At 62.0% G+C, this 15,486-nt stretch carries 10 protein-coding genes; 3 read left to right on the plus strand and 7 right to left on the minus strand.

The window, feature by feature from the left end; all coding sequences use genetic code 11:
- Positions 1-306: 306 nt before the first annotated feature.
- Genes J2858_RS20005 through J2858_RS20015 form a run of 3 tightly spaced genes read left to right on the plus strand, consistent with a single transcriptional unit; the run spans position 307 to position 7,927 of the window.
- Complete coding sequence (locus tag J2858_RS20005; protein ID WP_210106629.1) at positions 307-1,695, plus strand: efflux RND transporter periplasmic adaptor subunit; 1,389 nt, start codon at positions 307-309, stop codon at positions 1,693-1,695.
- Positions 1,692-4,811, plus strand: a complete 3,120-nt coding sequence (locus tag J2858_RS20010) for an efflux RND transporter permease subunit (protein ID WP_245366825.1) — start codon at positions 1,692-1,694, stop codon at positions 4,809-4,811. The genes J2858_RS20005 and J2858_RS20010 overlap by 4 nt, the downstream gene beginning before the upstream one ends.
- Positions 4,808-7,927 carry an efflux RND transporter permease subunit gene (locus tag J2858_RS20015; protein WP_210106630.1) on the plus strand — a complete coding sequence of 1,040 codons (3,120 nt, stop codon included), beginning with the start codon at positions 4,808-4,810 and terminating at the stop codon, positions 7,925-7,927. The genes J2858_RS20010 and J2858_RS20015 overlap by 4 nt, the downstream gene beginning before the upstream one ends.
- 616 nt (positions 7,928-8,543) lie before the next feature.
- Here the strand turns inward: J2858_RS20015 and J2858_RS20020 are convergent.
- The 7 genes from J2858_RS20020 to J2858_RS20050 form a co-directional block, all read right to left on the minus strand.
- Positions 8,544-9,317 carry an SDR family NAD(P)-dependent oxidoreductase gene (locus J2858_RS20020; protein ID WP_210106631.1) on the minus strand — a complete coding sequence of 258 codons (774 nt, stop codon included), beginning with the start codon at positions 9,315-9,317 and terminating at the stop codon, positions 8,544-8,546.
- Positions 9,314-10,624 (minus strand): histidinol dehydrogenase, encoded by a 1,311-nt coding sequence (hisD, locus tag J2858_RS20025; RefSeq protein WP_210106632.1) that lies wholly within the window; start codon positions 10,622-10,624, stop codon positions 9,314-9,316. Before hisD ends, J2858_RS20020 begins: the two co-directional genes overlap by 4 nt.
- Positions 10,625-10,678: 54 nt before the next feature.
- Positions 10,679-11,614, minus strand: coding sequence for a 3-hydroxyacyl-CoA dehydrogenase (locus J2858_RS20030; RefSeq protein ID WP_210106633.1), 936 nt, complete (start codon positions 11,612-11,614; stop codon positions 10,679-10,681).
- A 5-nt stretch (positions 11,615-11,619) separates the two neighbouring features.
- A complete protein-coding gene (locus J2858_RS20035) occupies positions 11,620-12,510 on the minus strand; it encodes an N-acyl homoserine lactonase family protein (protein WP_210106634.1) in 891 nt (296 codons plus the stop codon).
- Positions 12,511-12,560: 50 nt separating this feature from the next.
- On the minus strand, positions 12,561-13,106 hold the full coding sequence (locus J2858_RS20040) for a hypothetical protein (RefSeq protein WP_210106635.1): 546 nt from the start codon (positions 13,104-13,106) through the stop codon (positions 12,561-12,563).
- On the minus strand, positions 13,106-14,158 hold the full coding sequence (locus J2858_RS20045) for a LacI family DNA-binding transcriptional regulator (protein ID WP_210106636.1): 1,053 nt from the start codon (positions 14,156-14,158) through the stop codon (positions 13,106-13,108). The genes J2858_RS20040 and J2858_RS20045 overlap by 1 nt, the downstream gene beginning before the upstream one ends.
- A 103-nt stretch (positions 14,159-14,261) precedes the next feature.
- Entirely contained in the window at positions 14,262-15,473 is a 1,212-nt protein-coding gene (locus tag J2858_RS20050) for a sugar ABC transporter substrate-binding protein (RefSeq protein ID WP_210106637.1), read from the minus strand.
- Positions 15,474-15,486: the final 13 nt, after the last annotated feature.

The raw sequence follows: 15,486 nt of genomic DNA on the forward strand, positions 1-15,486 counted from the left end.
GAGCTATCCTTCGGGCGCTCTTCGAAGGCGCAAGTGTCGAGGCATGCAATCTTGATGTGCAAGCCCAGTCCAAATCAAGACGGCCCATCCACCGGACGGCCCAGAACGAATTGGATGTCAGGGCACTATCGACGAGACTAAACAGGCCAATCAATGTCGGCCTACATTACTTTCTTGTAAGTGGTTTTTTTTAAAACTTGTGTTTGGTTGGTCGTCTGCCCATCAGGGAGCAAGGTTTCCTGATGCCAGTGCGCATGCATCTTAACATGCACGCATCTTCTCCATACCTCGCTTGAGCGGTCGCCGATGAAAAGAAGTACGAAGATCACCCTGTTCGGCCTCGTGCTTGCCGGCTGCGGAATTGTCTATGCCGCTCGACTGCCGCAGGTGCAAACGCAGGTCCAGGCCATCACCGGCACCTGGTTCGGGACGAAGCAGAACGACCGCCAGAGCGGGCGCGACCGCGCCATCCCCGTTGTCGCCGCAACGGCTGCAATCGCTGATGTGCCCGTCTACGTCACCGGCGTTGGCAGCGTGAAGCCATTGAATACGGTGGTCGTGCAGCCGCAGGTGAGTGGGCGCATTACCCGCATCGCCTTCCAGGAGGGGCAGGATCTCAAAGAGGGCGACCTGATCGCCACGCTCGACGATGCGCTTTACAAGGCCCAGCTTGACCAGGCGATCGGCAAGAAGGCGCAAGACGAGGCACAGCTCAACTATGCTGTCCTGGAAATGCAACGCCTGCAGCGCCTGATGGGCAATTCCGCGACCACGCAGCAGCAGCTCGACAACCAGGTGGCGCTTGCCGCGCAATACAAGGCGCAAGTCCAGTCGGACCAGGCCTCCATCGAGGCCGCTCAGGCGCAGCTGAACTACACGGTGATCAGGGCGCCGATCAGTGGCCGCACGGGCATCCGTGCCGTCGATGTCGGCAATATCGTTTCGACGGGCGACGCGAACGGCATCGTCACCCTCTCGCAGATCCGGCCTATCACCATTCTGTTCTCCGTTCCCCAACAGGATCTTGTCCGTGTCAACGCCGCCAATGCGAGAGGACCACTTGCCGTCGATGCCCTCGGCGACGACGGCAAGACGGTGGTGGCGAAGGGCAGACTGATCGTCGTGGACAATCAGGTCGACACCACCACCGGAACGGTTCGGTTGCGGGCCGAATTTCCCAATGACACCCTGCAGCTATGGCCGGGCGCCTTCGTCAATGCGCGGCTTCTGGTCGAGACGAAGAAGAATGTGGTGACGGTTCCCTCCGCCGCCGTGCAGCGCGGCCCGGGCGGCACCTATGCCTATATCGTCGGGGACGACCAGAAGGTCAGATTGCAGGCGATTACTGTCGGCCTGCAGGATGACCAGACCGCCGTGATCGACAAAGGGCTGTCGGCGGGCGAAAAGGTCGTCACAACCGGCTTCGCCCGGCTGGAGGACGGCGCGCAGGTGCGCGTTTCGACGCCGGAAGAGGCAGACCCCGCCAATATCGCAGTGCCGCTTACCGATGACCAGAAGCCGCGCGGCCAAAGACGCGGCGGCAACCGCGGCAATGGCCAGAACAAACAGCCGCCGCGCGATGCGGGCGCTGAGCATCCCGCGGCAGCACAACCCGGCGCGCCCGGTTCTCCAGCGCCTGCCGAAGCCGAAAAACCCTCAGCGGACGCAAAGCCCTCGGCTGGCGTGTCCAGATGAGCATCTCCACCCCCTTCATCGCGCGACCGGTCGCCACCTCGCTTCTGGGCATCGCGACGCTGCTCGGAGGGCTTCTGGGTTTCGTCTCGCTGCCGGTTGCGCCGCTGCCGCAGGTGGATTTTCCGACGATCCGCGTCACTACGCAGCTGCCGGGGGCCGATCCGGACACCATGACGGCGCTGGTGACGGCGCCGCTTGAGCGGCCGCTCGGCCAAATTCCGGCGCTCGCATCCATGACCTCGTCCAGCGCCTTCGGCATCAGCCAGGTGACGCTGCAGTTCAATCTCGACCGTGACATCGATGGCGCCGCGCAGGATGTGCAATCGGCCATCAATTCCGCCAGCGGCAGCCTGCCGAAGACCCTGCCCTATCCGCCGACCTACGCGAAGGTGAACCCGGCCGATACGCCGACCATTACGCTGGCGCTGCATTCGGACACCTACCCGATCCGCAATCTCAGCGATTTTGCCGACACGATCATGTCGCAGCGCCTGAGCGAAGTGTCCGGCGTCGGCGACGTGCGCGTCCAGGGCGGCGTCAGGCCGGCGATCCGCGTCCAGGCGGATTTGACCCGGCTCGCATCCTACGGGCTGTCGCTCGAAGACCTGCGCAGCACCATCACCAATGCCAACGTGTCCGGCGCCAAGGGTGCGGTAGACGGAACCTTTCAGTCGTTCACCCTGTCGGCGAACGACCAGATCCATGATCCGGACGTCTACCGCGACACGATCATCGCCTATCGCAACGGGGCACCCGTGCGCCTTAAAGATGTCGCCAGTGTCGTCGAGGGGCTGGAAAACAGCCGTGTCGGCGCCTGGTATCAGGGCCGGCCTGCGGTCATCATCGATATCATGCGACAGCCGGGCGCTAACGTCATCCAGACAGTCGAGGATGTGCGCAAGCAGCTGCCGAGGTTGAAGCTTGCACTGCCGGCCGGCGTATCGCTCGATATCGTCAACGACCGGACGGAAACCATCCGGGCCTCGATCCACGACGTCCAGTGGACGCTGGCACTCAGCGTGGCGCTGGTCATTCTCGTCGTCTTCCTGTTCTTGCGAACGCTGACGGCGACCATCATCGCCGGGGTGGCGCTGCCGCTCTCACTCATCGCCACCTTCGGCATCATGTGGTTCTGCGGATTCAGCCTCGACAACCTGTCGCTGATGGCGCTGACCATCGGCACCGGTTTCGTGGTCGACGATGCCATCGTGATGATCGAGAACATCGCCCGCCATATCGAGGAGGGCGAAAGCCCGATGCAGGCGGCGCTCAAAGGAGCCGGTGAAATCGGCTTCACGATCATCTCGCTCACCGCCTCGCTGATCGCAGTCTTCATTCCGCTCTTGTTCATGACCGGCATTGTCGGGCGCATGTTCCGGGAGTTTGCGCTGACGCTCACGATTGCCGTGGTGGTGTCTGCCGTCATTTCGCTGACGCTGACGCCGATGATGTGCGCCCGCATTCTGCGCGCACCGAAGGAGCGCAATTCCGGCGTCCTCGGCCTGGTCGATCGCGGCATGGACTGGATGAACGAAGGCTATCGCCGCAGCGTCATCTGGGCCGTCAATCGCGGCTGGCTGATGCTGGCACTGACGGGGGTGACGCTTGCGGTCACCATTGTTCTCTATGTGACGATCCCCAAGGGCTTTCTGCCGGTACAGGATACGGGCCTGATCTCTGCCGTGGTGGAAACGGAGCCGACAAGCTCCTTCGACGTGATGAAAGACACGCAGAAGCGCGTCGGAGACCGGTTCCGGGCCGATCCTGCCGTCGAGAGCGTGATCGCCGTCATCGGCACCAGCGCGTCCAACCTGACGCTGAACACGGCAAGCTACAGCATCGTGCTGAAACCCCGCGATGAGCGCGAGGTTTCCGCGACAGATCTCATCGACCGGCTGCGTGCCTCCGTTGCCGACATTCCCGGCATCCGCCCGACATTCCAGAGCATCCGCGACATCTCGATCAGCACGCGTGCGAGCCGCGCGCCCTACCAATACACGCTGACGGGCACCAACACGGCAACGGTCGCCGGCTGGGCCGACCGGCTGGCGAGCCGCCTACAGCAGAACCCGCTGCTAGTCGACGTCTCCTCGGAAGTGGAAATGGGCGGGGGGCGCCTCCTGATCACCGTCAACCGCGAGACGGCAGCCCGCCTCGGCGTCTCCATGCAGGCGATCAGCGACACCCTCTATGACGCATTCGGCCAGCGGCAGATCAGCACGATCTACGGCCAGGCGAACCAGTACCGCGTCATCCTGGAAGCTGGCGAGCGGTTCCAGGGGGATCCGAAATCACTGGAACAGCTCTATGTCAGCGGCGCAAACAGCGCCATGGTGCCGTTGAATGCCGTGGCCTCCGTCAAATTCGGCACGGCACCGCTGGTAATCAGCCGCAGCGAGCAGTTCCCCGCCGTGACGCTCAGCTTCGATCTTGCCCGCAACGCGTCGCTCAGCGAAGCGATCGAAGCGATCAAGACCGCCGAGCAGGACATCGGCATGCCGGCCAATATCCAGCGGCACTATAGCGGCGACACGGAAGAATTCGACCGGTCGCTGGCCGGCGAACCCTGGCTGATCCTTGCTGCGATCATCACCATCTACATCGTTCTCGGCCTGCTTTATGAAAGCGCTATCCACCCGATCACCATCCTCTCCACCCTGCCGTCTGCAGGGGTCGGCGCGCTTCTCGCGCTGATGCTGTTCGGGCAGGACCTGTCGATCATCGCGCTGATCGGCATCGTGCTCCTGATGGGCATCGTCAAAAAGAACGCCATCATGATGATCGACTTTGCGCTGGATGCCGAACGCCGTGACGGATTGCCGGCGCGCGAGGCTATCGTCCAAGCGGCGGTCATGCGTTTTCGCCCGATTATGATGACGACGCTCGCCGCCCTTTTCGGCGCGCTGCCGCTTGCCTTCGCTGAGGGCACCGGTGCCGAACTGCGCATCCCGCTCGGCATTTCTATCATCGGCGGTCTGCTGCTCAGCCAGTTGCTGACGCTCTACACGACGCCGGTAATTTATCTGGCGCTCGATGGCCTTCGCGCACGGATGCACGAGAAGAAGCCGGCCGGCGCCGCCGACCTTGAGGAACGCGATGCCGGAGGCGCGGCATGAATATTTCCGGCCCTTTCATCAGCCGTCCGGTCGGCACGACACTTCTGGCGATCGGCCTGATGATGCTCGGGCTGGTCGCCTACCGTTTCCTGCCCGTGGCAAGCCTGCCTGCCGTCGATTTACCCACCATCCGCGTCAATGCCAGCCGTCCCGGTGCGGACCCGGAAAGCATGGCCTCCAGCGTTGCGGCACCGCTTGAGCGGCATCTGGGGGCGATTGCCGGGGTAACGGAAATGACCTCCACAAGCGGCCTTGGCACCACAAATATCTTCCTGCAGTTCGATCTCGCCCGCGATGTCGATAGCGCCGCGCAGGATGTGCAGGCGGCCATCAATGCGGCGGTGGCGGATCTGCCGAGCGACATGCCGAACCTGCCCAGTCTGCGCAAGGCAAATCCGGCCGCTGCCCCCATCCTGACGCTGGCGCTCACCTCGGACACGGTGCCGGCGAGCGCTATCTATGATGCCGCCGATACGGTGGTGGTGCAGCGCATCTCGCAGGTGGAAGGCGTCGGCGATGTCTCGGCCAGCGGCGCCGACCAGCCCGCCGTTCGCGTCCGGCTTGATCCGGACCGGTTGGCGGCAATCGGCCTCACCGCCAATGACGTGCGCAATGCCATCGTGAACGGAAACGTATTGGCTCCGGTTGGCGCCATCGATGGACCAAATTCCTTCTATGCGATCTCGGTCAATGCGCAGCTTGTGACCCCGCAGGACTACGGTCGACTTGTCATCCATGCCTCAAACGGAACCGCCGTGCGGCTGGCCGATATCGCCTCCGTCGAGCCCGGTGTTCGCAACCGTCGCTCGGATGCCTGGTTCAACGGCAAGCCCGCCGTTCTGCTCAACATCACCAAGGCAGCGGATGCCAATGTGGTGGCGACCGTCGATGCAGTGAAGGCTCTCATTCCCGAGGTGAAGCAGTTGATCCCGGCCGGCGTCGAAGTGGATGTGTTGAACGACCGCACGACAACCATTCACGCCAGCGTGGAAGACATGCAGTTCACGCTGCTTGCCACCGTGACGCTGGTGATGGCCGTGGTCTTCGTCTTCCTGCGCCGGCTGGTGCCGACACTTGCAGCGGGCCTCACCGTGCCCTTGTCCTTTGCCGGCGCGTTTGCCGCGATGTGGGCCACCAATATTTCCATCGACAACCTGTCGCTGATGGCGCTTGCGGTGGCCAGCGGCTTCGTCGTCGATGATGCGATCGTCATGATCGAGAACATCTATTCCAACCTCGAAAAGGGCATGAAACCCATCGAGGCAGCACGCGAAGGGGCACGGCAGATCGGGTTTACCGTGATTGCCATCAGCGTCTCTCTGATGGCGGCGTTCATTCCGCTGTTCTTCATGGGTGGCGTTATCGGCCGCTTCTTCCTCACTTTCTCGCTGACGCTCGCCTATACGATTGCCGTTTCCACCGTGGTGTCGCTGACGCTGACGCCCATGATCTGCGGACATCGCATCAAGGGTCATGATCTCGAGGCGCGGCGCAGCCGTTTCGATCGCCTCGTCGAAAACAGCCTGGATGGCATGGTCGCCTTTTACGACCGCACGCTGAAAGGCGTGCTGCACCACCGCATCCTTGCGGTCATCACTACTGCCGCCTGCGTGATCCTGACCGGCTACCTCTACACCAAGCTGCCGAAGGGTTTTGTGCCGCGCGACGACACCGGCTTCGTGATGGGCAACAGCCAGGCGGCCAGCGACATCTCCTATCCGGCAATGGTCGCCCTGCAAAGGCGAGCGCTGGCCATCGTCGAGCAAGACCCGGCGGTGCAGAACATCGGTGCCAGCGTCGGCGGCGGTTTCCTCGGCACCGCCAATCGGGGGCAGATGCAGATCTCACTGAAGCCGCCGGGAGAGCGGGATCAGACGGACGTCGTGATCGAACGGCTGCGGCGGGCGACCGCCGTCATTCCCGGCCTCGACACCTCGTTCTTTTCCCCGAGCGATATCCGGATCGGCGCGCGCTCGTCGGATTCGCAGTTCCAGTTCACGCTGTGGGATGCCGATTACAACGAGCTGATCACTTGGGCGCCCCGCATTCTGGCCCGCCTGCGCCAGGAACCGCTGCTGACCGACGTCAACAGCGACCGGCAACCGAACGGGCTGCAGGCGAATGTCGTGGTGGACCGCACCGCAGCATCCCGCCTCGGCGTCAAGATCACCGCCGTCGATACGGCACTCAACAATGCCTTTGCACAACGGCAGGTGACCATCGTCTACGGGGAGCGCAACCAGTACCGCGTCATTCTGGAAGCCTATCCTGATTTCGCCAAGGACCCGGAACATATCCTGAAGATCTACGTACCCGGCAGTGGCAATACGCAGGTCCCGCTCGGTGCCTTTGCCAAGGTTGAGCGGACGCTGGCGCCAATCGGCGTCAACCATCAGGGCCAGTTTCCGGCCGTCACCATTTCCTACAATGTCGGGCCGGAAACGACCCTGTCGCAGGCCAATGACGCCGTGAAGGCCGCCGTGGCCGGGATGCATCTGCCCGATACGCTGCATGCGGAATTTGCCGGAGACGCCGCCAGTGCCGCCAAATCCTCCGGTAACCAGCCGATGCTCATTCTCGCGGCACTGCTCGCAGTCTATATCGTGCTCGGCATTCTCTATGAAAGCCTGCTGCACCCGTTGACCATCATCTCCACCCTGCCCTCCGCCGGGCTCGGCGCGCTCCTGGCGCTTTGGGTCAGCGGCACTGAACTGACGATCGTCGCCTTTATCGGCATCATTCTGTTGATCGGTATCGTCAAGAAAAACGGCATCATGCTCGTGGACTTCGCGCTGGAGGCCGAGCGCCATCGCGGCATGTCACCGGAAGATGCCATCCACGAAGCCTGCCTCAAGCGTTTCCGCCCGATCATGATGACCAGTCTTGCCGCCTTCATGGGCGCGCTGCCGCTAGTGCTGGCCACAGGCCCCGGTGCCGATCTTCACCGCCCGCTCGGCATCACCATCATCGGCGGACTGATCGTGTCGCAGGCTCTGACCCTCTACACGACGCCGATCATCTACCTGATCTTCGCCCGGCTTTCGGCGCGCTTTGGCAGACGTGGTAATAGAGCGGCAAATGGAAGGGATTTCTCATTTCCCATGCGGGTGGAATAAGGAGACGGCCACGGCGGCTTCAACGCCACGACGGTCCTAGCCGCCCGGGAGCTGGAGAAATTCCGCCCTTACTGGTTCGAGGCAGTCCAGACACCGCATGTCCATCTCATGCACAATCGTCGGTATAAGAACTTCCGTCGACCGTGCCAATTAATAATCCACGCTCCGAGCCAATATGGTCGTCCGCTTCGGATGGGTGCAAAGCTCCACGTAATCGGTACGCGGCTCATAGGGTTTTCTGTACTCCACCTGCAGAACTGCGCAATCACGAGCAGGCGCCACCACGTAGTAACGGTGCTTGTGCTGTGGGGCCGCCCGATAGCCTGCAATCATGTCTGCCGCGTGAGAGGGTGCTGCAACGGCGCACAGAGCGGTAAGCGACATTACCCAAAACGACAATTTCTTCATGTTTATCTCCTCGTTGGCGCAACAGCATCTAGGGCGCCCTCTGCATAAGTCGAGTATCGAGACCAAGCGACTTAAATAGAGTGACCTTAGAATGTTCGATCCTGAAGAGTCGACCTTTGGGAGATCAGGTCGGCCCGCGGCATCCCGTTACGGCCCGAGACGAGATACGGGCGCAGCCGCGTCAGGCGTTCGTATTTTTCGCTTGCCGTCAGTCTGCGGTCCAGCCGCCGTCGACCATCAGGGCCGTGCCGGTGATCATGGCGGCGGTATCCGAAGCGAGGAAGGTCACCGGGCCCATGATGTCCTCCACCTCGCCGACGCGGCCGAGCTTGATCTTTTCCTTGATCCAGCGAACCCGATCCGGATTGGCGAAAGTCTGTTCGGCAAGCGGCGTGCGGATGAAGGTGGGGCAGATCGTGTTGACCCGAATGCCGTGGCTTCCCCATTCAATCGCCATTGACTTTGTAAAGCCTTCCACCGCGTGTTTGGTGGCGCTGTAGACCGCCCGGTCGATGCCGCCGACATGCGCCATCTGCGATGAAATGTTGATCAGGGAGCCTGGGCGCCGCGACGCAATCAGCCTCTTTGCCACTGCCCGCGTGAGGAAATAGGCCCCCCTCAGGTTGATCCCGACGACGGCATCGAAGTCGGACGGCACCGTATCGACAGCGGGACCGTGGCGGGCAAGGCCCGCGCTGTTCACGAGAATATCGAAGGGGTCGAGCGAGGCCACGATCCGTTCGGTCGCCTCGACGTCCTGCACGTCGAGCATCAGTGACCGGGCCGAGAAGCCGAGGTCCGCCAGTTGCCTCACCGTTTGGTCGAGCTTGTCCGCTGAACGGGCGGCAAGCGTGACTTGCGCCCCCGCTTCGGCAAGCGCGACTGCTGCCGCCTGCCCTATGCCCGAAGACGCACCGACAACGAGAGCCGTCTTGCCCTCCAGGCGAAAGGAGGGTGTCCGCGGCAGGGTGGCGGCCGTCATTCTGCGGCCTGCCCGTAACCGACATTGCGGCGACCATAGCGGCGGACGCGTACATTGCACTGTTCCGCGTGGCCGACGAAGCCTTCAAGAATGCAGAGCCGCGACCCAAAAGCGCCGATCATTGCCGCTGCCTCGTCGGTCAGCACCTTCTGGTAGCTATGCGTCTTCAGGAACTTGCCAACCCAGAGGCCGCCAGTGTAACGCCCGGCCTTCTTGGTCGGCAGCGTGTGGTTGGTGCCGATCACCTTGTCGCCATTGGCCACGTTGGTGCGAGGACCGAGGAAGAGCGCACCGTAGCTGTGCATGTTTTCGAGATACCAGTCGTCGCGATCGGTCATCACCTGCACGTGTTCGCTGGCGATGTCGTTGGCGACGTGGAGCATTTCGTCATGGGTGTCGCAGACGATGACCTCGCCGTAGTCTTCCCAGCTCCGCCGCGCCGTCTCGGCAGTCGGCAGTATGGCGAGAAGGCGTTCGATCTCTTGCAGCGTGGCTTCGGCAAGCTTGCGGCTGGTGGTGAGCAGGACCGCTGGCGAGTTATACCCGTGTTCCGCCTGGCCGAGCAGGTCGGTGGCGCAGATTTCCGCATCGACCGTGTCGTCGGCAATCACCATCGTTTCTGTCGGACCCGCGAAAAGGTCGATGCCGACACGGCCGTAAAGCTGGCGCTTGGCTTCGGCGACGAAGGCATTACCGGGGCCGACGAGCATATCGACCGGCTTGATCGTTTCGGTTCCGAGCGCCATGGCACCGATTGCCTGAATACCGCCCATGACGAAAATCTCGTGCGCACCGCCAAGCTTCATCGCGGCGATGACGGCCGGGTTCGGCTCGCCTTTGAAGGGTGGTGTTGCAGCAATGATGCGCGGTACGCCGGCGACCGATGCCGTGGCGACCGACATATGCGCAGAGGCGACCATCGGAAACTTGCCGCCCGGCACGTAGCAACCGACCGACTGCACTGGAATGTTGCGATGGCCCAGAATGACGCCGGGCAAGGTCTCCACTTCAATATCCAGCATGGAATCCCGCTGCGCGCGGGCGAACTTGCGGACCTGCTCCTGGGCAAACTTGATGTCTTCCATGTCACGCGGCGCGACCTTGTTCATCAGCGCCTCGATCTCCCCTTCACTGAGGCGGAAGGACGCCGGCGAATACTTGTCGAACTTCTCCGAAAGTTCGCGGACAGCCGTGTCGCCGCGCGTCTCGATATCGGTGAGAATACCTTCGACGGTCGTGCGAACCTTCGCATCGTCTTCAGAACGGGCATCCGCCGGCTTCCCGCGCTTGAGATAGGTGACAGTCATGGGTCATGATCCTTTATAACAAGAATGTTGGCCCTGCCCGGTGGGCAAGGGAATTCAGGTGCCGAGGCCGGCATCCTTCTTGAAGGCAGCAAGTCTGGTCAGCATGCGGTCCCGCCAGTCGCGGCGCTTGGCAAGGTCACCGGCGGCGATCGCCGCGCGCCGCTCTGTCTCAGCGCGGGCAACTGTCTCTGCGGCCCAGGGTCCCGGCGGCGGATGACGGACCTGCCCGGCATACATGGGGCCGAGACGCGACGCGTAATCGGAGATGCCACCCGGCGCATTGAGATCGATCGTTTCGAACGGCCCCATGAAGCTCCACCGAAGGCCAAGACCGTGAGAAATGGTCGCGTCGATATCGGCAAGGCTCGCATAGCCGTCGTGATAAAGCGCCCAGGCTTCCATCAGCAAGGCGCCCTGCAGGCGGTTGAGGATGAAACCGTCGATCTCGCGCGTCAGCGTCACCGGCGCCTGCCCGACCGCCTGCATCAGATCGCGCGCTGCAATCGTTGCATCGGCATCGGTCCAGGGAGCCGGCACCAGTTCGACCACCGGTACCAGATGCGGCGGATTGACCGGATGGGCGATGAGAAACCGGCCACGGTTGCGGCAGCCTTCGGTAAACCGTGAGGCCGGAATGCCTGAAGAGGAAGAGCCGACGACCGCGCTCGGCTGCATCACCGCATCGATCGCAAGGCTCACCTTCTTTTTGGCTTCCACCGTTTCGAAGACAGATTCCTGAATATAAGAGGCTCCATCCAGAGCCTCCTCAAGCGTATCCGTCACGGTCAGGCGGGAGAGCACATCGGCCGGATTTTCGATGAGCCCGGCCTCTGCCAGATCGCCGAGACTGCGTTCAGCCCAGGGAAGGATGCCGTCGCGCACAGAGGCCGAAGGATCAAACAACCGGGTATGATAGTTGGCTCTTGCAAACACTATTCCCCAACCGGAGCCGACGAGGCCGGCCCCAACAACCGCAACGGTCTTCTTCATATACGTCACCCCGCGACTCGTGAGGTTTCGCCATCAGCCAGGCAGATCTCGGTGATCCGCAGGCCTTCCTTGGTGATGCGTGACGGGAAAGTGTCGCGCAGCCGCTCCTCGTGGACAGGAATGACGCGATGGGCGTCATATCCCGCCTGTTTCATCATCTCTTCGGTCGCCAGAACGAGGTTCGTCTGGCTGCCGACAGCAAGGCCCACCGGCACGTAAATTTCCTTTTCGCCGACGGCAGCGCCCGGCCCCTTGATGTTTTCGAAGACATAGACGAGGTCACCCGCCAGCACCCACGGATCCTCTGACTGGGTCTTGCCGTCATTGCGAACGGTCACCCACATCGAGCCCCAGGTATGGCTGTCGTCGGCGGCATGCAGATCAATGCCGGGCAGCACGTCGGTGACCGAACCGTTCACCGTCGTCAGCCGCTTTTGCTGGGCAAGCTCGACACCGCGTACGATATCGCCCGGATCAACGGCGACCATCATCCAGCGCAGCCGGTCGGGCAGCGACATGGCCCAGACCCATTTCGAAATCTCGCGCTCCTGGATGTAGAACTTGGCTTTCGGGAAATCCTCGACATTGCCGAAATGGTCGAAATGCGCATGGGTGATGAAGCAGGTATCAACGTCCTCCGGCTTCACGCCGATCTCAGCCAGCACCGTCGCCGGGCTGCGCCAATTCTCGACTGCGAAGCGGTCAGCAAGCGTCTTGCCGTAAGCCTTGTCATTATATCCGACATCGACCATCGCGATATGATCGCCGCCTTTGATGACGACGTAGCAATAGGGAAGCTTCACATATCCTTGATTGTGCGCACCGTAAAGCACACCGCTCTTGTGGTAGTTCGGCACGAAGGAATATTCGCAAACCCAGATAGAATAATCAGCCATGTTGTCCTCCCGTTTTAATTCCTCATGTCGCCGGTCCTCGTCCGGCGGTTTCAGTGCCTGCAACTGCAGCAGGCATGGGTGAAATCGACCATATTCAGGCCGGCCTTCTCTGTGCTTGCCGCCGAAAGATGGGCGTAGGCCCGCTTTGTCAGGCCCACCATCCGGTCAAAGGCCGCGTTGTTGTCAGCCCTCTGCCCCAGGGCTGAGAACGTTTTCAGTGCCAGACCTGAAAAAAGGCATGCGGCGGCAAGTTGCTCGCGATGGGGCTGGGCAGCCTGAGGCGCCGCAAGGGCAGCCGTTCGCTCGTCGGCATCGTTCCAGCGTGCCTGGCAGGTGGCAAGTTCCGGCAGATCGGCAACCTCGATGCGCCCGGTCAGGCGGGCGAGAATCATCAGACCGGAAATCTGACCTATGACGCGGCGCAGGTTTTCGTAGATCGGCTGGCAGTCCCCCGCATAGCGCGCCAAGGCGTCCGACCCGAGCGTGACGGCAAGCGTTGCCGGATCGGCGACCGGCTCGGGCGCAGGCCCTTCGGCAATCGCCACGCAGTCCGGTTTATGGACTGTCGCCAGGCGCATGAAAAGGTCGTTCGTCATCAGGCTCCTCCTTCCTCATGTCTCAGACGGTTGCGGGTGGTATTGCGCACCACGAGCCTGCCGGGCGCAATGCGCAGCACGCGTTTGTCCGCATCGCCATTGCCCGCAAGCTGGCGCGCCAGCGCCACGGTCGCCTCCATCATCTCCTCCAGCGGCTGCGCCACCGTGGTCAGTCGATGCGAGGGCCACGCGGCCATCGAAATATTGTCGAAACCGACGACCGATATGTCGTCGGGTACCCGAAGCCCGAGCCGTTCCTCGACGCCTTCGATAAAGCCGATCGCCACGATGTCGTTGGCGCAGAAAACACCGTCAGGCTTGCGCTGCAACTGGGCGACGCCCAGTCCTGCCGCATAGCCGGCCTCATAGGAGAAGCGGCCTGCCTCGATAATCTGCGGCCGCGGCAATCCGCGCTCCACAGCCCGTTCGCAGAACCCCTTCTGGCGCTCGACATTGGTGGAGGCACCCGGAAAGGCCGAAACATACAGAAGGTCCCGGTGTCCGAGATCAATCAGGTGATCGGCCGCGTTACGGCCGCCCTCGCTATTGTCGCAGGTCACGCCGAAGCCACCACCATTGGCCGCCAGGCGATTGAAGAAGATGCAGGGCGCCCCGGCGCTTTCGCATTTCTCCTGGGCGTGGGAATCGAGATTGGTGGCAAGCACGATCATGAGATCAGGCTGGTAGGTCAAAAGCAGTTCCACTGCCTCGTCGATCCGGTCCGGCTGTTCGGCACAGGCAAGCATGACATTCATGCCGACGCCCTGCAGCATCGCCGTCAGCCGGGTCATCACTTCGGGATAGAAGGGGTTGGTCAGGTCGGATACGACCATGCCGGCGATCTGGGTCTTCTTGGTGATGAGGCTCTGGGCAAAAGGGTTTGGCCGATAGCCGATCGTGGTCGCCCTTTCGAGAACCAGGCGTCGCGTCTCGGAGGCGATCACGGCATCCGGATAAAAGGCGCGCGACACCGTCGAAACCGACATGCCGAGGTCGCGGGCCAAGTCCTTGACCGTCACCTTCCTCTTCGTTGCTCGTTTCTGTTCGCTCACCACATTCATCTCCGCCGGGTTCTCCGTTTGAGGCCACAGCAAAACCGGTCCTGCCGGTGTGGGAGCCCGGATCGGGGCGGGCTCCCACACTGTCATGGTCATTTCAGGGCTTTACCGTCGCTTCGACCTTCGTCAACTTGTATTGATCCGCCGCCGGTTGGCAATTATTGCAATTGATCCCCGGCTCGTTTGCGGCCTGTTTCACGTCGGCCGGAAGCGGCTGGATGGTTGCACCGGCAACCGGCGTCCCGTTCAGTGCAGAGTCGATATTGAGTTCCGGCAGCAGGTCGGGGTTGAGCACTTCCGTCACGAAGGACGACGGAACACGCTTTTCCGAGAAGACATTGCAGCCATTCTCGAACTTATCGCCCTGGCACACCTTCACCTTGTCGGCCGGCACCCACGGCAACGGATATTCGATGTTCATCGGCTTCATGGTGCGCTTTTTGGTGAGAATTTCCATCATCAGCTTGAACGCATAGCCGGACTGCGCTGGCGGGGAGCCTGCAGAGACACCCTTCAGGCCCTTTTTCTGCATGGCCGGATCGGCAAGTGCCAGACGAAAACCATTGGAGTTTTCGCCGGTCATCGCAACGAGATCGCCCCCACGGTCGAGCAGCGCCTGGATCGCGCCGTATTCGCCGGCCTGCGCCCAGATGCCGTTGACGTCAGGATGGGCGGTGAGAGCCTTGGCGGTTTCCTGCTGGGTCGTGCGGTCGTCCCAATAGGAGTAATATTCGGAGACGACCTGGATGCCGGGATACTTCTTGAAGACGCTCATGGCGCCATCGGTGTGGCGCTGATCGACCGAATTGCCGGGCACGCCGCGCGACAGGAAGATCTTGCCCTTGCCGCCAAGCGCGTTGACCAGCGCCTGGGCCGAATTTTCGCCGAAGCCGGACGAAAGATAGCTGACATTGTAGGCGCATTTTTCCGTCACGGTCGCATCGTACATGAAGAACAGCACGCCTTCGTCGCAACCGCGCTTGATCGTGCGGTTGAGCGCGTTGGAGGAGATCGGGAAGCTGATGATGCCGGCGGCCCCGTCATCGATCATGCTTTCATACGCCGATATCTGCGCCTGCGGATCGGTGCCGGTGATGACTTCCTTCAATTCGACCGTCTGGTCGTAAGGCGGGGTCTTGGCCAGCGCCTTTACGATGTTGGCCGCTTCGGACTGCCAGGCGTTGCCGGAATAGCTGAGGCTCAAGTAGATCTTGAATTTCTTGCTGTCAGCAGCCTGCGCCGTGCCGGCAATCAGCCCGGTCGCCATGGCAACGCCGGCAAGCGCTGCAAAGAGATTCTTCATTTTCATCGGTATCCTCCTC

It is taken from the genome of Neorhizobium galegae (genome assembly GCF_017877135.1).
Classification (GTDB): Bacteria; Pseudomonadota; Alphaproteobacteria; order Rhizobiales; family Rhizobiaceae; genus Neorhizobium; species Neorhizobium galegae_A.